Below are 21,726 nucleotides of genomic sequence, written 5' to 3' on the forward strand. Positions count from 1 at the left end.
TCAGGCAGTACGGCCGAGCCAGGCGGCGACGGCTTCCCAGACCAGTCCCAGCATGTCCGGGCGCACGATGTCCGAGTGCGCACACGGCAGGCCGACCGTGGTGACCAGGCCGGACAGGTAGGGCTGCCAGCGGCCCTCGACGGAGAAGTCCGGCCGCTTGCCCTCGGTGGCGACGAGCAGGAGCGTGTCCCCGTCGAAGCGGCCGTAGGTGTGGCCGGCGCGCAGCGCCGCGTTGTTGCGGTAGATGGCCGCCATCCGTAGCAGCTCCTCGTCGGAGAAGCCACCGAGCAGGTCGCCGAGCTCGGCGCGGACCCGGGCGACCGTGTCCGTGTCGAGCTGCGACGCCGCTTCCAGTGCCGGGGCGGGAGCGGTTCCGTCCTCCGGCGGGTAGGCGTCCATCAGGATCAACGACACTTCTTCGCCGGCCGCGCGCAGTTGCACCGCCACCTCGTGCGCTGGTGTCCCGCCGAACGACCAGCCGACCACGTGATAGGGGCCGCCGCCGTGCACCGAGCGCATCCGCCGAATGTAGTCGGCTGCCATCTCGGGCACCGAGGCCGCCGGTTCACCGGTGCCGTCGACGCCGGTGGCTTGAAGGCCGTACAGCGGGTAGTCGCCGGGCACGTGCCGGGCCAGCGGCAGATAGCACCAACTGAGGCCGCCGGCCGGGTGGATCAGGAAGAACGGCGGCCGGTCACCGGTGGTCCGGATCGGCAGCAGGCCGCCGAGCGCGTCGCGCACCGACGCGAGGTCCAGGGCGCCGACCAGACGCGCCGGGGTGGGATTCATGACGATGGTCCGCAGGCTCACCGAGACGCCCCGGAGCCGGAGCCGTTCCATGAGCGACACCGCCAGCAGCGAGTGGCCGCCCAGCGCGAAGAAGTCGTCATCGACCCCGGCCTCGGGCAGCCCGAGCACCTCAGCGAACGCGGCGCAGATCGTGGCCTCGAGGGCACCGGCGGGACCACGAGCGGGGGTGGAACCGCCGGCACCGCCGTATTCCGGCTCGGGCAGCGCCCGGCGATCCAGTTTTCCGTTCACCGTCAGGGGAAGCGAGTCGAGCAGCACGACCGCCGCCGGCACCATGTACTGCGGCAGCCGTTGCGCGGCCGAGGCGCGTACTCCGGCAGCGGTCAGGTCCGGATCCGCGGCAGCGACATACGCGACCAGCCGTCTGTCGCCGGGCCGGTCCTCCCGGACGACCACCGCCGCCTGCCGCACGCCGGGACAGGCGGCGAGCACCGCCTCGATCTCGCCCGGTTCGATGCGGAACCCACGGATCTTCACCTGGTCGTCGGTGCGCCCCGCGAACAGCAGGTCGCCCGCGGCGGTCCAGCGCACCCGGTCGCCCGTACGGTACATCCGCTCGCCGGGACGCCCGTACGGGTCGGCGATGAAACGGGTGGCAGTCAGCCCCCGACGGCCGAGGTAACCGCGTGCCAGGCCGGTGCCCGCCACGTACAGTTCGCCCGCCACGTTCACCGGGACCGGCTGGAGATGCTCGTCGAGCACGTACACCCGGGTGTTGTGCACCGGAGAACCGATGGCGACCGCGTCGGCATCGGGGTCACAGCGCCACAGGGTGGCGTCGACGGTCGTCTCGGTCGGCCCGTACGAGTTGAACATGACGTGCCCGCGCGCCCAGCGCCTCATCACGTCCGGGGGGCAGGCCTCGCCCGCCACGATGACGACGGTGCCGGCGGCGATCGAGGTCTCGTCGAGGGTCGCGAGCACCGCGGGTGGCAGCGTCGCATGGGTGACACGTTGCTCGCCGAGGTACTCCGGCAGGGCGGAGCCGAGGCGCCGTTCGGCCGGCACGACGACCAACGTGGCGCCGGTGAGCAGCGCCATCATCCACTCCCAGCCGAAGGTGTCGAACGCGGCCGAGGCGAACTGCGCGACCCGGGAGCCCGGCCCGACACCGAAGGCCCACACGTGCCCGCCGATCAGGTCGGCCACGCCGGTGTGCGACACGAGCACGCCCTTGGGCCGCCCGGTCGAACCCGAGGTGTAGATGACGTACGCGGCCTGAGCCGGCCGCAGCGTGCCGCGTTCGGCGCTGCTCAACGGCCCCGCGGCGAACTTCGCCAGGGAGTCGCGCGTCGCCGGGTCGTCCAGGACGATCCGGGTGACCCCGGCAGGCAGCACCTCCGCCAGGGCGGCCGTCGTCACCACCGCCTCGAGCCCGGCGTCATCGACCACGTAGGCCAGCCGCTCCGGCGGGTAGTCGGGGTCCAGCGGGACGTACGCGCCACCGGCCTTGGCCACCGCCAGCAGGGCCACCTGGAGTGCGATGCCGCGGCCGAGGAAGACACCGACCCGGGCCTCGGGGCCGGACAGGGTGGTGAGCAGGCGGCGGGCCAGGCGGTTCGCGTGGACGTCGAGCTCGCCGTACGAGATCTCGGCGCCCTCCTCCACCACGGCTACCGCCTCCGGCGCGGCAGCCGCCCGGGCCTCGAAGAGTTCCGCCACGGTGCACGCCGTGACCGGCACCGCCGTGTCGTTCCAGTCGGCCAGCATCCGCCAACGGGCGGCGACATCGAGCACCGCCACCGAGGAGAGGCGCCGCTGCGCGTCCCCGTCGAGCGCGGCCGCCAGGTCGCCGAGACAGGTGTGCAGCAGCCGGCAGGCCGCGTCGGCGTCAGCCCCCGCGGCGGCCTCCACGGTCAGCCCGAAGCCGCTGCCGTTGTCGTCGACGGCCACGGCGATCGGGTAGTTGGTCGCCTGCGTGCTCTGCAGCATCCGCATGCCGGCGAAGACGTTGCCGCCGTCGCGGTCCGGCTGGTTCGCGGCCCGCTGGCTGTGGCGGTAGTTGAGGATCGAGGTGAACAGTGGCGTGCCACCCGGGACACCACTGGCCTGCTGCGCCAACGACAACGGCGCGTGCTCATGCACCAGCAGCCACGCCAGCTGGTCACGCAACGCCAGCAACGCCGCACCCACATCCGCATTCCCCACCCGCACCCGTACGGGCAACGTGTTCAGGAACAGGCCCGGCACCTGATCCGCGCCGGCACCCGCGTTCATCCGACCGAACAACACCGTGCCGAACACCACGTCGTCACGACCACTGACCGCCGCCAGCACCCGCGCCCACGCCAGATGGAACACCGTCGCCGCACTCACGCCCAGCCCGCGAGCAACCTCCCGCACCTGCCCGGCGATCTTTCCCTCCACCTCCAGGTACGCCCGCCGTACGTCACTGCCGTCACCGTGGGCGTCCATGAGCCCGTACGGGGCGGTCGTCTCCGTGACGTCGCCGAGCAGTCCGGCGAAGTACCGCTCGTGCTCCTGCCGTGGCACACCCAGCCGCGCCTGCGCCACGAACTCGCGGAACGGCACCGGCTCGGGAAGCGCATCGCCGGCGCCGCCGAGGATCGCGGCCAGTTCGCGCAGCAGCACGTCCTGGGTCGTGTGGTCCTGCGCCAGGTGATGGATGCGCAACAGCATCAGCCACTGCCCCGACCCCGGCTCGGCCGCGACATGGATATTCATCAACGGGGCCCGGCGGACATCCATCCGCTGCTCGGCCATTTCCCGCAGGTGCGCGACCGGATCACCGTCGGAGGTGAGAACGACCTCCTCCACCGGCAGGCTTGCCTCCCTGACGACCACCTGCACCGGCTCGGGCAGGCCTTCCCACACGATCGCCGTGCGATAGATGTCATGCCGCGCAATCACCTGCCGCAACGCGTCGAGGAACGCATCCAACCGCTCCCGCGACACGAACCGCACCACCCGCGGCGACGCGTACACATCCGAACCCGAACCCGCCTGCAACAGGTAATGAAAGAAAATGCCCTCCTGCAACGGCGCCAACGGATACACGTCCGCCACATTCGCCGCCCCACCCGGCACCTGCCCCACCACCACCGCCAACTGCTCGTCCGACAAGCCCGCCAGCGGCACCATCTCCGCCGAGATCCGCTCCGCGCCCACCGGAATCAGGTTCGGCGGCACCACGACCACGGGCGGACCGGTCAGCTCGGCCAACTGCGCCGGCGTGGGTGACTGGAACAACCCGCGCACGGACACCGAGACCGCGTGCCGGCGCAGCCATTCCACCAGCGCCACCGCCAGCAGCGAATGCCCGCCCAGGGCGAAGAAGTCGTCATCCACCCCGACGCTCTCCACACCCAGCACCTCCGCGAAGCCCGCGCACAGGATCTCCTCCTGCGGGTTCGCCGGCGCCCGGCCGACGGCCCGTTTCTGATCAGGCGCGGGCAAGGCGGCCCGATCGAGCTTGCCGTTGTTCGTCAAGGGAATCGCCTCGAGCAGAACCACCGCCGACGGGACCATGTGGTCCGGCAACCGGGCCGCCAGCGCCGACTTGAACCCGGCGGGATCGGCGTCCGCGTCCTCCGGCACGACATAGGCAACCAACCGCATGTCGCCCGCCGCGTCGGCCTGTGCCACGACCGCAGCCTGCGCGACCCCCGGCAGCTCGAGCAGCACGTTGCGGAGCTCGCCAGGCTCGACCCGGTGGCCACGAATCTTCACCTGCTCGTCCACCCGGCCCGCGACCACCAGCCGCCCGGCCACGGTCCACCGCGCCCGGTCCCCCGTGCGATACATTCGCCGACCGGTGTCCCAAGGACACGCCACGAACCGCTGCGCCGTCAGAACCGCGGCGTGGTAGCCCCGGGCAAGCTGCTCACCCGCGACGTACAACTCCCCGGTCACCCCGATCGGAACCGGCCGCAACGACTCGTCCAGCACGAAGAACCTGGTCCCGGCCAACGGCGTACCGACGGTGCCGTCGAGCTCGGTGGCGGCCACACCGATCGTCGTCTCCGTCGGCCCGTAATGGTTGAAGATCCGCTGACCGGCAGCCGCCTCGCGCAGCCGGGTCGCCAGCTCCGGCGGCGTCGCCTCACCACCGAGCACCAACGACCGCCGCGGCAGGACCCCGTCGACGCCGGCCGATGCCAACGCCGCGACCTGTGACGGCACCGCCTTGACATGATCGATCCGCTGCTCGCGCAGGAAACCCGCCAGCCCAGCAGCATCCGCCACCAGCTCCTCGTCGGGAATGTGCACGCTGCCACCGGTGGCCAAAGCCGCGAACAGCGTCGTGTTACCCAGGTCCGTCACCTGTGCCTGCAACAGCGCGTACCGCTCGCCCGGCACACCCCAGCCCAGGCGATCGGTCACGGCCGCCACGTAATTGCTCAGGCCGGCGTGGGTTACCGTCACCCCCTTCGGACGCCCCGTCGAACCCGACGTGTAGATCACATACGCGGCCTGACCTGCCAACGGCGCAGCACCACCCACCGGCGCCGCAGCCGCCAACCGCATCCGCGTCAACGCATCGTCGAGCACCAGCATCCGATGCCGGCCCACCGGAAGATCCTCCACGATCTCCGACGTGGACAACGTGACCACAGGACGGCTGTCGCTGATCAGGTAAGCGATCCGATCGGCCGGAAGCTTCACATCGATCGGCAGATACGCGCCGCCAGCCCGCCACACCGCCAGAATCGCCACCACCGTGTCGACCCCCCGCGGCAGACACAGAGCCACCACCGATTCCACGCCGACGCCCTCGGCGCGCAACACCGACGCCAAACGACCAACCCGCTCACCCAACTCCCCGTACGACAACGTCCCGACCGCCACCGCGTCCGGACGCTCCCGCACCACCCGCTCGAACGCCTCCATCAGCGGCGACGCCGACGCCGGTGACTCGACGCGGTTGAACCCGTGCAGCACGCGCTCGCGCTCGCCGTCGGCCAGGATGTCCAGGTCCGAGACACGTACGAGCGGATCGGCGGACACCGTCGCGAGCACCCGCAGCAGGCATCCGGCGATCATCTCGACCGTCCGTGCGTCGAACAGGTCCGCCGCGCCGCTCACCATGCCGGTGATGCCCGCCGGCGCGCCGTGCTCGTCGACCATCTCCCCGGCGAGCACGGTCAGGTCGAACTTTGCCGCGACCTGGCCCTCGGGCAGCGCGGTGATCGGCTCGCCGAGTCGCGTAGCGGCCAGCCCCGCGACGGTTCTCGTGTCCTGGAACGTGAGGATCACCTGGAACAGCGGCTGCCGGGCCATCGACCGGGACGGTGCGATCTTCTCGACAAGCCGCTCGAACGGCACGTCCTGGTGCGCGTACGCGTCGAGGCCCTTCTGCCGCACCCGCTCCAGCAACTCGCCGAAGGCGGGGTCGTCCGAGAGGTCGCTGCGGATCACCAGGGTGTTGACGAAGCATCCGATCAGGTCGTGCAGGGCCTCGTCGGTGCGTCCGGCCACGGCCGAACCGATCGGGATGTCGGTGCCCGCGCCGAGCCGGGACAACGTCGCGGCCAACGCCGCCTGGAACACCATGTAGACGGTCACGCCGCGCTCGCGGGCCAGCCGCCGCAGCCGTGCGTGCAGCTCGGGCGCGAAGTTCAGCCGGACGGCGTGGCCACGGTGGGTGGCGACCGGCGGGCGGGGCCGGTCGGTCGGCAGCGGAAGCTCTTCGGGGCCGTCCGCCAGTTCCGTACGCCAGTAGGCGATCTGCCGGGCCAGCAGGCTGTCGGGGTCGTTCTCGTCGCCGAGCAGGTCGCGCTGCCAGAGCGTGTAGTCCGCGTACTGGACCGGCAGCGGCTCCCACCGTGGTGCCTCGCCCCGCGCCCGCGCCTCGTAGGCGTGGGACAGGTCCCGGATCAGCGGCGCCATCGACCACCCGTCGCCGGCGATGTGGTGCACGACCACGACCAGCGTCAGGTCCGCGAGCAGCGCGGCGCGGATCGGCGGCTCCACCGCCAGATCGAAGCAGTGCCCGGTGACGTCGGCCGTCTCCAGCTCCCAGCGGACCTCGTCCTCTCCGATCACCCGCTGGTACGGCTCCCCGTCGGCGACCTCGAGCACCGTACGCAGCACCTCGTGCCGGCCGATGACGTCGCGCAGGGCGGCAGCCAGGGCGGCCCGGTCGACGTCCGCCGGCAGGCGCAGCACGATCGGCATGTTGTAGGTCGGGCTGGGGCCTTCGAGCTGGCTGATGAACCACATCCGGCGCTGCGCGTACGACAGCGGCACCCGCCACGGACGCGGCCGCGCCGCCAGGGCGAGCCGGGCCCCGTCCGCGCGGGTCAGGCCCGCGGCGATCCCGGCCGGGGTGGGCGCCTCGAACACCAGGCGCAGCGGAAGCTCCACGCCCAGCAGGCGCCGGACCAGGCTGGCCAAGCGCGTCGCGAGCAGGGAGTGGCCGCCCAGCGCGAAGAAGTCGTCGTCGACCCCCACCCGGTCGAGGCCGAGGACCTGGGCGAAGGCGACGCACAGCAGCTCTTCCCGCGCGGTCGCCGGTGCCCGTCCCGTCCCGTCGGTCGTCTCGGGGTCGGGCAGCGCGTTCCGGTCAAGCTTGCCGTTGACGGTCGTCGGCAGCTCGTCCAGCAGCATCGTCGCCGACGGCAGCATGTATCGCGGCAGCCGCCGGCCGAGCTCCTCACGCAGCGTCTCGGGCGTCAACCGGGGATCGTCCGCGACCACGTACGCAACCAGCCGGTTCTCGCCGTTTTCGGTACGGGTGACCACGGCCGCCTGGCGCACGCCCGCACACGACGCGAGCGCCTCACGCACCTCGCCGGGCTCGATCCGGAATCCGCGGATCTTGACCTGATCGTCGGCGCGGCCCACGAAGACCAGGCGTCCGTCGGCGGTCCACCGCACGCGGTCTCCGGTGCGGTACATCCGGCGCCCGCGGTGCCAGGGGCAGGCGACGAACCGCTGCGCCGTCAATCCGGCGCGCCCCAGGTAGCCGCGTGCCAGCTGGGCGCCGGCCAGGTACAGCTCGCCGGTCACCCCCACCGGTACCGGCCGCAACCGTTCGTCCAGCACGTAGGCCCGCGTATTCGGTAGCGGCGCGCCCATCGGCGCCATGGCCCCTTCGGCGGAGGCGGCCGTGACGATCACGGTGGTCTCGGTCGGCCCGTACGAGTTGACCAGCCGTCGCCCCGCACTCCATCGGGCCGCCTGCTCCGCGGAGATCGGCTCGGCGCCCACTCGCAGCGGGGACACGCCGGCGAGGCTCTCGGGGTCGAGCGTGCTCAGCAGCGACGGCACGACGCTCGCCGTGTTCACGCCCTGCCGGGTGATCAGGTCGGTGAGCGCGGCCGGGTCGGTGCGTTGCTCGGCGTTCGCGACAACCAGGCAGGCGCCACTGGACAGCGCCACGGCGACGTCGAGGACCGAAGCGTCGAAGCTGAACGAGGCAAACTGCAAGATCCGGCTCCGCGGCCCGGCTTCCAGCAGCGGTGACGCCGCCGCCGCCAGGTTGGTCAGCGCGTCATGGGTGGCGGCGACGCCCTTGGGCCGTCCGGTTGATCCGGATGTGTAGATCACGTACGCCAGCTGCCCCGGTCGGATCGAGGCGGTTGGGGCCTCGGTGCCGCCGACGATGGTCCGCTCGTCCAGCACCAGCTTGGCGCCGCTGTCGGCCAGCATGAGCTCCAATCGCTCCGGCGGGTACTCCGCATCCAGCGGCAGGTAGGCCGCCCCGGCCTGCCACACACCGAGGATGGCCGCGATCATGTGCACGCCGCGGGGCAGGCGAATGCCGACGACGTCCTCGGCGCCGACGCCACGGGACACGAGGTAGCCCCCGATCCGTCGGGCGCGCCGGTCCAGCTCGCCGTAGCTGACGCCGTCGCCGTCGCACCACACCGCGGGGGCGTCGGGGTGTTCGCGGACCCTCCGGTCGAACTGCTGGGGCACCGTCAGCGCGGGCACGTCCGCCGTGGTGTCGTTGAACGCGTGCAGCAGCCGGTCGCGCTCGTCGTCACCGAGCAGCGGCACCGCCGACAGCCGGGTCCGGGGCGCCTCCGACAGCGCATCCAGCACGCGCGTCAGCCAGCTGGCCAGGCGCCGTGCCGTGCCGGCATCGAACAGGTCGGCCGCGGCCAGCAACGAGCCGCGCATCCCGCCGGGGACGCCTCCGGGTGCCAGGGACTCCGAGAGGGTCACCTCGAGGTCGAACTTCGCCGCGGTGACCGCCGCCGCGCCTTCGTCGTCCGCCGGGCCGGTGGGGCGCACCCCGGGCAGGTCCAGGGCCGGGCGGGCGTTGTTCTGCAGGGTCACCATCACCTGGAACAGCGGGTGCCTGGCCAGGGAGCGGGCCGGGGTGAGCACCTCGACCAGGCGCTCGAAGGGGACCTCCTGGTGCGCGTAGGCTTCGAGGCCGCGTTCGCGCACCCGCTCGAGCACGTCGCCGAAGGTCGGGTCGCCGGACAGGTCGATCCGGGTCACCAAGGTGTTGACGAAGAACCCAACCAGCCCGTCGAGGGCCTCGTCGGTGCGCCCGGCGATCGCCGAACCCAACGGGATGTCGGTGCCGGCGCCCAGCCTCGACAGCAGCGTCGCGACGGATGCCTGCAGCAGCATGTGTACGGTCACGCCGTGCTCGCGCGCCAGCTGCCGCAGCCGGTGGTGCACGTCCGGGGAGATCTCCACCGGCACGTGGTGGCCTCGGTGTGAGGCGGTGGCGGGACGCGGCCGGTCGACCGGGAGCTGAAGCTCCTCCGGCACGCCCCGCAAGGCCTCGCGCCAGTAGGCCACCTGCCGCGACAGCGCGCTGTCGGGGTCGTTCTCGTCGCCGAGCACCTCCCGCTGCCACAGCGTGTAATCCGCGTACTGCACCGGCAACGACTCCCACTCCGGCGCCTCACCCCGCACTCGGGCGGCATAGGCCGTGGACAGCTCGCGGGCCAGCGGACCCATCGACCAACCGTCGCCGGCGATGTGGTGCACCACGACCACCAACGTGTGGCCGTCGACGAGCGCGGCCCGGATCGGCAGCTCGGTGGCCAGGTCGAAACAGTGGTCGGAGACGTCAATGGCCTCCAGCTCCCAGAACACCTCGGCGTCCGGGACGACCCGCTGGTACGGCTCGCCGTCGACAGCCTCGAAGACCGTGCGCAGAACCTCGTGCCGGCCGATGACGTCGCGCAAGGCGGCGGCCAGGGCGGCCCGGTCGACGTCTTCGGACAGGCGAAGCACCGTCGGAATGTTGTACGTCGAACTCGGGCCGTCCAGCTGGGCGAGGAACCACAGGCGGCGCTGCGCGAACGACAACGGCACCCGCTGCGGACGCTTCCTGGCCGCCAGGGCCGGCCGGGCGGTATCGGCCGTCACGAGGCGGGCCGCGATGCCGGCCGGGGTCGGTGCGTCGAACACCGAGCGCAGGGGCAGCTCCGCATCGAGCACCGAGCGGATCCGGCTGACCAGGCGCGTCGCCAGCAGCGAGTGGCCGCCCAAGGCGAAGAAGTCGTCGTCCACGCCGATCTGCTCGACGCCGAGCACTTCGGCGAAGGCGGCGCAGACGAGCTCCTCCTGCACCGTCGCGGCGGCCCGGCCCGCTCCTCCCTCGAAGCGCGGGGCCGGAAGCGCCGCCCGATCGAGCTTGCCGTTCATCGACAGCGGCAGCTCTTCGAGGAGTACGAACGCGGAAGGCACCATGTACCGGGGCAGCCGCTGGGCCAATGCCTCCTGTAGTCCAGCCGCTTCGCCTACCACGTAGGCGATCAGCCGGTCCTCCCGGACCACCACGGCGGCCTGCCGCACGCCCGGCTGACCCAGCAGAACGGCCGCTATCTCGCCCGGTTCGATGCGGAACCCACGAATCTTCACCTGATCGTCCGCACGACCGGCGAAGACCAGCTGCCCTCCAGCTGTCCAGCGGGCACGGTCGCCGGTGCGATACATCCGCTGCCCGCTGTTCCAGGGACAAGCCACGAACCGCTCGGCGGTCAGCCTTGGGCGGCCCAGGTAGCCGCGGGCCAGTTGTGCACCGGCCACGTACACCTCGCCCACCACACCGACCGGAACCGGCCGCAGACGGTCGTCCAGCACGTACAGGCGACTGTTGGCCTCAGGCCCACCGATCGGCACCACCGACTGGCCCGGTGACATTTCGGCCGACGCCACGATCACCGTCGACTCCGTCGGGCCGTACGCATGCCGCAACCTACGACCCGCCGACCACTCGTCGGCCAGTCGCGCCGACAACGCCTCCGAACCAACGATCATCGCCGACACTCCGGGCCACGACCGTGCCTCCAACGTGCCCAGCAACGACGGCACCACACTGGCCGCCGTCACCCGTTGCCCCTCCACCAACGCTGTCAGCGCCTCGGCATCATCGCGCTGCTCGGACGTCGCGATCACCAGCGTGGCACCAGTGCTCAACGTCGCCGCCACGTCCAGCACCGACGCGTCGAAGCTGAACGACATGAACTGCAGGATCCGGCTCTCTGGACCCGCCTGCAACCACGGCCCCAACGCCGACACCATATTCGTCAAACCGCCCTGCGTGGCCGCCACGCCCTTCGGCCGACCCGTCGAACCCGAGGTGTAGATGACGTAGGCGAGCTGGTCCGGCCTGATCTCCACGTCCGCTGGCTCGCCGTCGACCTCGACGTCGTCGAGCACCAGACGGGCTCCGCTGTCGGCCCGCATGAAGTCCAATCGATCCTGCGGATAGCCCACATCCAGCGGAAGGTAGGCGGCACCGGCCTTCCACACACCCAGGATCGCCGTGATCATGGCGATTCCGCGCGGCAGCCGCAACCCCACGACGTCTTCGACACCCACGTCACGGTTTTGCAGATAGCCGGCTACCCGCGCGGCGCGTCGGTCCAGCTCGCCATAGCTGACCTCGACACCGTCACAGAACACCGCCGTCGCCTCCGGACGTTTCCGAGCCCACTCGGCGAACCGATCGACCATCGACGTCTGCGGCAGCTCCACCACCGTGTCGTTGAAGCCGTGCAGGATCCGGTCCTGCTCGCCGGCCGTCAGGATCGGGATCGACGACACCCGCTCATCGGGGGCCTCGGCCATCGCCTCGATCACCCGGACCAGCCGGTCGGCCAACGCTTCCACCGTCTCGGCGTCGAACAGGTCCGCCGCGCCCAGCAGACGCCCCCGCAGTCCGGCCGGAGCGCCTTCGGCGTCGAACGTCTCGGAGAGCGACACCTCCAGGTCGAACTTCGCGGCGGCCGCCCCGCCGCCCGCACCGGCCGCCACGCCGGTGGCGTCCTGCAACGTGACCATGACCTGGAACAGCGGATGCCGGCCAAGCGCGCGGGCCGGCGCCAGAATCTCGACCAGCCGCTCGAACGGCACGTCCTGATGCGCGTACCCGTCGATGCTGATCCGCCGTGTCCGGTCCAGCAGGTCCCCGATCGTCGGGTCGCCCGTCAGGTCCACCCGGGTCACCAGCGTGTTGACGAAGAAGCCGACCAGGTCGTCGACGGCTTCGTCGGTACGACCCGCGATCGCCGACCCCAGCGGAACATCGGTGCCCGCACCCAACCTCGACAACAGCACAGCCACCGACGACTGCAACAGCATGTGCAACGTCACCCCATGCTCACGCGCCAGCCGACGCAGCCCGGCATGCAACCCGGCCGGCAACACCACGCCGGCCGCGTGACCCCGATGCGTGGCCACCGCCGGACGCCGATGATCGACCGGAAGCGTCAACTCCTCCGGCACACCCCGCAAAACCTCACGCCAGTACGCCACCTGCTGAGACAGGACACTGTCCGGATCATTCTCGTCACCAAGCAACTCCCGCTGCCACAAGCTGTAATCCGCATACTGCACCGGCAACGGCACCCACTGCGGAACCTCACCCCGCGAACGAGCCTGATACGCGACCAACAGATCACGCGCCAACGGCCCCATCGACCACCCGTCACCAGCAATGTGATGCACCACCACCACCAAGGTGAGCACACCCGCGGACTCGACCAGACCCGCCCGGATCGGCACCTCGACAGCCAAGTCGAAACAATGCCCGGTGACCACCTCGACATCAGCAACGGTCTCCAACTCCCACCGCAACCCAGCCTCAGAAATCACCTCCTGATACGGCTCCCCGTCCGCAACCACGAACACCGTACGCAACACCTCATGCCGAACGATCACATCACGCAACGCCGCGGCCACCGCAGCCCGATCAGCATCCACCGGCAGACGCAACACCACCGGAATGTTGTACGTCGCGCTCGGCCCCTCCAACTGGCCAAGGAACCACAACCTGCGCTGCGCGAACGACAACGGCACCCGCTCCGGCCGAACCCCCGCGACCAACGCCGGCCGCGCCTCACCCGCACCAACCAACCCCCCGGCCACACCCGCCGGAGTCGGCGCGTCAAAGACCAACCGCAGCGGCACCTCCACCCCGAGCACACTTCGAATCCGACTCACCAACCGCGTCGCCAACAACGAATGCCCACCCAAGGCAAAGAAATCATCATCCACACCGACACGCTCAACACCCAACACCTGCGCAAACGCCACACACAACAACTCTTCCCGCACCGACACCGGCGCCCGGCCCACACCACCAGCAAACTCCGGCTCCGGCAAAGCAGCCCGATCCAGCTTGCCGTTCGCGTTCAACGGCAACTCCTCAAGCACCACCACCGTTGACGGCACCATGTACCGCGGCAACCGCTGCGCCAACGCGTCAAGTTCCAGTGACCCGACGATGTAGGCGATCAACCGCTCGTCCCGTACGACCACCGCGGCCTGGCGCACGCCCGGCTGCTGAAGCAGAACGGTTTCCACCTCACCAAGCTCGATACGGAACCCACGAATCTTCACCTGGTCGTCGGCACGTCCGGCGAACACCAACTGCCCGTCGGCGGTCCACCGCGCCCGGTCACCCGTGCGGTACATCCGCTCGCCATCACCCCACGGGCATGCCACGAACCGCTCCGCCGTCAATCCCGGCCGGCCCAGATAGCCACGAGCCACCTGAACACCGGCCACGTACAGGTCACCAGTCACACCTACCGGCAGCGGCTGCAGCGCACCGTCCAGCACATAGGCGCGCATGTTGGCCAGTGGTGCGCCCATCGCCACGACAGTGTCGTCGGCGCCCACAGGGCCGGCGGTGACCATCACCGTCGCCTCGGTCGGCCCGTACGTGTTCACCAGCACCCGGTCCCGGCTCCACGCCCGCGCCTGCGGCCCGCTAATCGCCTCGGCACCGATGACCAGCGGCGACAACCGCGCCACCTGCGCCGGGTCCAGCGTGCTCAGCAGCGACGGCACCACGCTCGTGGCGCTCACCCGTTGCTCGTTGATCAACCGGGTCAACGCGCCGGGGTCGTTGCGCTCCTCGGCCGTCGCGATCACCAGTGCGCCGCCGGTGCTCAGCGTGACCGCCACGTCCAGCACCGACGCGTCGAAGCTGAACGACGCGAACTGCAGGATCCGGCTGTCCGGCCCTGCCTCCAGCCACGATGTCAACGTCGCCACCAGATTCACCAGACCACCGTGTGTGGCCGCCACCCCCTTGGGCACACCCGTCGACCCGGATGTGTAGATCACATACGCCAGCTGATCCCTACCGGCCGAGGCGGTCACGACGCCGGCGTCCGGGAAGTCGACGTGATCCAACACCGCCGCGACACCGCTGTCGGCCGCCATGAAATCAAGGCGCGCCAGCGGAAGCTGCGGGTCGAGCGGCACGTACGCCGCTCCTGCCTGCCACACTCCCAGAATCGCCGCCACCATGTCAGCGCCACGCGGCAACCGCAGACCCACCACCTCCTCGGCACCCACACCGCAGGTCAGCAGATGGCCGGCAACCCGGCGCGCACGACGATCCAACTCCCCGTACGAGACCTCCACGCCGTCACACACGACCGCGACCGCGTCCGGACGTTCCCGCGCCCACCACTCGAACTGCTCAGCCACGGACCGGAACGGCACTGGGCGCGCCGTGGCGTTGAACCCGCGCAGCACCAACTCCCGCTCACCGGCCTCGAGCACCGATATCGAGGAGATCCGCCGGGTGACGCCGCGCAGAATCGCATCGATCACCCGGGACAAGCGCTGGCCCAGCGCCTCGACCGTCTCAGCATCGAACAGGTCTGCGGCACCCAGCAGCCGGCCGTGGAGGCCGGCGGGCGCACCGTCGGCGGCGAAGGACTCCGTCAGGGAGACCTCGAGGTCGAACTTGGCGACTGCGCCGGGCGGGTTGGCAGTCTGGTCGCCGGTGTCCTGCACCGTGACCATGACCTGGAACAGCGGGTGCCGAGCCAGCGACCGCGCCGGGGCCAACTCTTCCACCAGCCGCTCGAACGGCACGTCCTGATGCGCATACCCGCCGAGATTCGCCTCCCGAACCCGCGCCAGCACCTCGGCCACGGTCGGGTCGCCCGTCAGGTCCACCCGGGTCACCAGCGTGTTGACGAAGAAGCCGACCAGGTCGTCGACGGCTTCGTCGGTACGACCCGCGATCGCCGACCCCAGCGGAACATCGGTGCCCGCACCCAACCTCGACAACAGCACAGCCACCGACGACTGCAACAGCATGTGCAACGTCACCCCATGCTCACGCGCCAGCCGACGCAGCCCGGCATGCAACCCGGCCGGCAACACCACGCCGGCCGCGTGACCCCGATGCGTGGCCACCGCCGGACGCCGATGATCGACCGGAAGCGTCAACTCCTCCGGCACACCCCGCAAAACCTCACGCCAGTACGCCACCTGCTGAGACAGGACACTGTCCGGATCATTCTCGTCACCAAGCAACTCCCGCTGCCACAAGCTGTAATCCGCATACTGCACCGGCAACGGCACCCACTGCGGAACCTCACCCCGCGAACGAGCCTGATACGCGACCAACAGATCACGCGCCAACGGCCCCATCGACCACCCGTCACCAGCAATGTGATGCACCACCACCACCAAGGTGAGCACACCCGCGGACTCGACCAGACCCGCCCGGATCGGCACCTCGACAGCCAAGTCGAAACAATGCCCGGTGACCACCTCGACATCAGCAACGGTCTCCAACTCCCACCGCAACCCAGCCTCAGAAATCACCTCCTGATACGGCTCCCCGTCCGCAACCACGAACACCGTACGCAACACCTCATGCCGAACGATCACATCACGCAACGCCGCGGCCACCGCAGCCCGATCAGCATCCACCGGCAGACGCAACACCACCGGAATGTTGTACGTCGCGCTCGGCCCCTCCAACTGGCCAAGGAACCACAACCTGCGCTGCGCGAACGACAACGGCACCCGCTCCGGCCGAACCCCCGCGACCAACGCCGGCCGCGCCTCACCCGCACCAACCAACCCCCCGGCCACACCCGCCGGAGTCGGCGCGTCAAAGACCAACCGCAGCGGCACCTCCACCCCGAGCACACTTCGAATCCGACTCACCAACCGCGTCGCCAACAACGAATGCCCACCCAAGGCAAAGAAATCATCATCCACACCGACACGCTCAACACCCAACACCTGCGCAAACGCCACACACAACAACTCTTCCCGCACCGACACCGGCGCCCGGCCCACACCACCAGCAAACTCCGGCTCCGGCAAAGCAGCCCGATCCAGCTTGCCGCTGACCGTCACCGGCATCTCCGCGAGCACCATCACGGTGGCGGGGACCATGTACTGGGGCAGTCGGCGGGCGACCGCCTCGCGCAAGGATTGCCCCGCCGCTTCGCCGGTGATGTAGGCGACCAGCCGGTCCTGGCGAGCCACCACGACGGCCTGCCGCACGCCGTCCTGCTCGAGCAGGACGGCTTCGACCTCCCCGGGCTCCACCCGGAATCCGCGCACCTTGACCTGGTCGTCGGCGCGGCCGGCGAACACCAGCTGCCCGTCGGCGGCCCAGGCCACGCGGTCGCCGGTCCGGTACATCCGCTCCGCCGGGTTCCAGGGGCAGGCCACGAACCGCTGTGCCGTGAGCGACGGCCGGTCGAGATAGCCGCGGGCCACGCTCGGGCCGGTGATGTAGAGCTCGCCCACCGCACCGGCCGGGACCGGCCGCAGGCCACTGTCCAGCACGAAAACTCGGCTGCCGCGGACAGGACGGCCGATGGCGCCCCGGTCGCCGGGGGACAGCGGTGCCGAGAGCGTCCCGTAGACCGTGGTCTCGGTGGGCCCGTACCCGTTGAGAAAGCGCCTCCCCGGCGCCCACCGGTCGACGGTCGGCGTGGTGAGCGCCGCGCCGACCGAGATGATCGTCGAGACGGTGGCGAGGTCCCGCGGGTCCGACGCCGCCAGCACCACGGGCGGCAGGGCGGCGTGCGTTACGCCGTGCTCCGCCACCACCCGCGCGAGAGCCGGGCCGGGCAGCAGGTGGCGGGCGTCGGCCACCACGAGGGCCGCGCCACACGCCAGCGTCACCAGGATCTCGGCAAGGGCGCTGTCGAAGCTCGGCGACGAGAACTGCAGAACTCGGCTGCCGGAGTCGAGCGCGAAACCCTCGACGTGCTCCGTCACCAGGGCGGCTAGGCCCGCATGCGTGACCGCCACGCCCTTCGCCCGGCCCGTCGAACCGGACGTGTAGATGACGTATGCCAGCTGCTGCACCGAGACAGCGACGCCCGGCGCGGTGGCCGGCTGCTGCGCCAGCGTGTCGCGGACCGTCTGGTCGTCCAACCGCAGCACCCGTACGCTCGGTCCGGCCAGAGCGTCGGCCGGCGGGCCGTCCGCCAGCACGACTCGCGCACCCGCGCCGGCGACCATCTCGGCCAGCCGCGGCGTCGGATACTGCTGGTCCAGCGGCAGATAGGCGCCGCCGGCCTTCCACACCGCCAGCATCGCCGTGATGGCGTCCACCCCGCGTGGCAGGCACAACCCGACCACCGACTCGGCGTTCACGCCCAGGCCGGCCAGCACCCGGGCCAGCCGGTTCGCCCGTTCGTCCAGTTCCTGATAGGTGACCCGCAAATCGTCACCGAGCACGGCCACGGCCTCCGGGGTACGGCTCACCTGCGCCTCGAACAACGCGGCCGCCGGTGATGGGGCCACGCCGCTCGGCCGGCCGGTTCCGGTCCGTGTCAGCCGCTCGCGATCGGCGGCGTCGAGCACCTCAACCGTCGCCAGGGCGCGTCCGGCGTCCGCCCGCAGCACCGCCGTCAGCTCGGTCAGGCAGCTCCGGATCAGGCGGCACAGCTCCTGCGCGTCCACTGCGGGGACGGCGTCCACTGTCAGCCCGAAGTCCGTGCCGTCGTCTTCGACGGAGACGCTGACAGGGTAGTTGGTCGCCTCCCGCATCTCGACCGTGGAGATGCCCGCGGGCCTGTCGTGGCCTTCGGGTGCGGCCGCCCGCTGGTTGTGGCGGTAGTTGAGGATCGAGGTGAACAGTGGCGTGCCACCCGGGACACCACTGGCCTGCTGCGCCAACGACAACGGCGCGTGCTCATGCACCAGCAGCCACGCCAGCTGGTCACGCAACGCCAGCAACGCCGCACCCACACCCACATTCCCCACCCGCACCCGTACGGGCAACGTGTTCAGGAACAGGCCCGGCACCTGATCCGCGCCGGCACCCGCGTTCATCCGACCGAACAACACCGTGCCGAACACCACGTCGTCACGACCACTGACCGCCGCCAGCACCCGCGCCCACGCCAGATGGAACACCGTCGCCGCACTCACGCCCAGCCCGCGAGCAACCTCCCGCACCTGGTTCGACAGGTCGCCTTCGAGCGGAAGGCGCGTCCGGGTCACGGCGCGCCCGTCACCGTGGACGTCGGTCAGCCCGTACGGGGCGGTCGTCTCCGTGACGTCGCCGAGCAGTCCGGCGAAGTACCGCTCGTGCTCCTGCCGTGGCACACCCAGCCGCGCCTGCGCCACGAACTCGCGGAACGGCACCGGCCGGGGGAGGTCGGCGGACCGGCCGGCGAGGATCGAGCCGAGCTCGCGCAGCAGCACGTCCTGGGTCGTGTGGTCCTGCGCCAGGTGGTGGATGCGCAGCAGCATCAGCCACTGCCCCGAGCCGGGCTCGGCCGCGACGTGAATCCGCATCAGGGGTGCCGTCCGGACGTCCATGCGCTGCTCGGCCACCTCCCGCAGCTGCGCCACCGCATCATCCGTGTCGTCGAGCGTCACTTCCTCGACGGGCAGGGTCACGTCCCGCAGGACCACCTGCACCGGCTCGGGCAGGCCTTCCCACACGATCGCCGTGCGATAGATGTCATGCCGCGCAATCACCTGCCGCAACGCGTCGAGGAACGCATCCAACCGCTCCCGCGACACGAACCGCACCACCCGCGGCGACGCGTACACATCCGAACCCGAACCCGCCTGCAACAGGTAATGAAAGAAAATGCCCTCCTGCAACGGCGCCAACGGATACACGTCCGCCACATTCGCCGCCCCACCCGGCACCTGCCCCACCACCACCGCCAACTGCTCGTCCGACAAGCCCGCCAACGGCACCATCTCCGCCGAGATCCGCTCCGCGCCCACCGGAACTGCATGCGGCGGAACCTTGACTTGCGGCGGCCCGGCGACGACCGCCAGCTGTGCGGGCGTGGGTGACTGGAACAACGCGCGAGCCGGGACCGACACCCCGCGCCGGCGCAGCCAGGCGACCAATGAGATCGCCAGGAGGGAATGCCCGCCGAGGGTGAAGAAGTCGTCGTCGACACCGACGTGCGGCAGGCACAGGACGTCGGCGAAGGCGGCGCACAGAATCTCCTCCTGCGCATTCGCCGGCGCGCGGCCGGCGGTGCGCTGCTGCGCCGGCTCGGGCAGGGCGGCACGGTCCAGCTTGCCGTTGCTCGTCAGCGGGACCTCGTCGATCAGCATCAGCGCGGAGGGCAGCAGGTAATCCGGCAGCCGGCCCGCCAGGTCGTCCCTGATCGCGCCAGGATCAGCGGCCGTGCCGGCGGGCACGACATAGGCCAGCAGTCGGGTCTCGTCCTCGGTTCTCCGTGCGACGACCACAGCTTGAGCGACTTGCGGCAGGCCCAAAAGGACGTTGCGGACCTCGCCCGGCTCGACCCGGTAGCCGCGGATCTTCACCTGTTCGTCCACCCGGCCGGCGATCACCAGCCGGCCGTCGGCGGTCCACCGGCCACGGTCACCCGTGCGGTACATTCGCCGGCCCGGATCCCAGGGACACGCCACGAACCGCTGCGCTGTCGAAGCCGCGCCGCGGTAGCCGCGGGCGAGCTGCTCACCCGCGACGTAGAGCTCACCGGTCACGCCCGGCGGGACCGGCCGCAGACGCTCGTCGAGGACGAAGAACATCGTGCCGGGCGGCGGAGCGCCCAGCGTGCCGTCCCACTGGGTGGCGGCCACCCCGACAGTGGTCTCGGTCGGTCCGTAGTGGTTGTAGACCTGTTTGCCCGCGGCAGCCGCGGCTTCGAGCAGCCGGTCCGCCAGCTCCGGCGGTGTCGCCTCACCGCCCAGAACGAGCGATCGCCGCGGCAGCACCTCCTCGACGCCGGCCGATGCCAGCGCGGCCACCTGGGACGGTACGGCCTTCACATGATCGATCTCGTGCTCGCGCAGGTAGCCTGCCAGCTCGGCCGCGTCGGCGACCAGGTCCTCGTCCGGGATGTACAGGGTGCCGCCGGTCGTCAACGCGGTGAACAGCACCGTGTTGCCAAGGTCGGTCACCTGCGCCTGGAGCAGGGCGTACCGGTCCCCGGGGGCACCCCATCCCAGCCGCTCGGGCACCGTCGCGAGGTAGTGGGCCAGGCCGTCGTGAGTGACTGTCACGCCCTTGGGCCGGCCCGTGGAACCGGAGGTGTAGATCACGTACGCCGCCTGCCCCGGACGGGGTGGGGCCGCCTCGTGCGGAAGCGCCTCCGGGACCGGTGCGAGTTCGTCTCGGCCGAGGACGATCCCGGCGCGGCTGTCGCTGAGCATGTAGTCGATCCGGTCCGCCGGCAGGCTCGGGTCGATCGGCAGGTACGCCCCGCCCGCCTTCCAGACCGCCAGGATCGCCGTCACCGTCTCGAGGCCACGCGGTAGGCAGAGGCCCACCACGGACTCGGCGTCCACGCCGTGTGAGCGCAGGTTCGCGGCCAGTCGCTCCGCCCGGGCGTCGAGCTGGGCGTACGTCAGCAGCTCACCGCCTGTGACCAGCGCGGTGGCATCCGGCGTCGCTCGTACCCAGTGCAGAAAGCCGTCGAGTACGGGGACCGGCGACGGCACGGCGGGCGTGGCATTGAAGGTGTGCAGCACCCGACGGCGTTCATCAGCGCCCATGACGTCCAAAGTAGACACCGGCATCCGCGGATCGGCCGCGACCGCCTCGAGGACCCGAGCCAGGCAGTTGGTGACGGTCTGCACGGTCGCGGCGTCGAACAGATCGGCCGCGCCGGTGACAGTCAGTGCCAGCCGGGCGGGGCCGCCGTGGGCGTCGAACGACTCGGTGGCGGCCACCGCGAGGTCGAAGCGGGCCGGTGACTCACGTACCGGCAGACCCGCGATCGCCAGCCCGGGCAGGCGCAGGCTGACCGAGCCGGTGTTCTGCATGGTCAGCTGCACTTGAAAGAGCGGCTGTCGGGCCAGCGAGCGAGCCGGCGCAAGTTCTTCGACCAGGCGCTCGAACGGGACGTCCTGGTGCTCGAACGCGGCCAGTCCGGTCTCCCGCACGCGCACCAGCAGCTCGGCGAAAGTCGGGTCGTCGGTGAGATCGGTGCGCAGCACCAGCGTGTTGACGAAGCAGCCGACCAGGTCGTCGAGGGCCTTGTCGGTACGTCCGGCCACAGGCGAGCCGAGGGGGATGTCCGGGCCGGCGCCGAGCCGGTGGAGGGTCACGGCGACGGCGGCCTGCATCAGCATGAACAGGGTCACGCCGTGGCCGCGCGCCACCTCCGCCAGGGCACTATGTGTCATCGCTGGTATGTCGTGGCTGATCCGGTGACCACGGTAGGACGGCACCTCGGGCCGGGGCCGGTCGAAGGGCAGCGGCAGCTCCTCCGGGGCACCGTCGAGGGCGGCGCGCCAATAGGAGATCTG

At 70.8% G+C, this 21,726-nt stretch carries 1 protein-coding gene (only partly in view); it reads right to left on the minus strand.

Features of this window, described 5'->3' with window-relative positions; translation table 11 throughout:
• On the minus strand, window positions 1–21,726 hold the 3' portion of the coding sequence (locus Prubr_RS31850; RefSeq protein WP_212818804.1) for a non-ribosomal peptide synthetase. It continues 570 nt past the right edge of the window; only the last 21,726 of its 22,296 coding nucleotides appear in the window; its start codon lies off the right edge, out of view — the gene reads right to left on this strand; its stop codon occupies window positions 1–3.

This window comes from Polymorphospora rubra (assembly GCF_018324255.1).
Lineage (GTDB): Bacteria > Actinomycetota > Actinomycetes > Mycobacteriales > Micromonosporaceae > Polymorphospora > Polymorphospora rubra.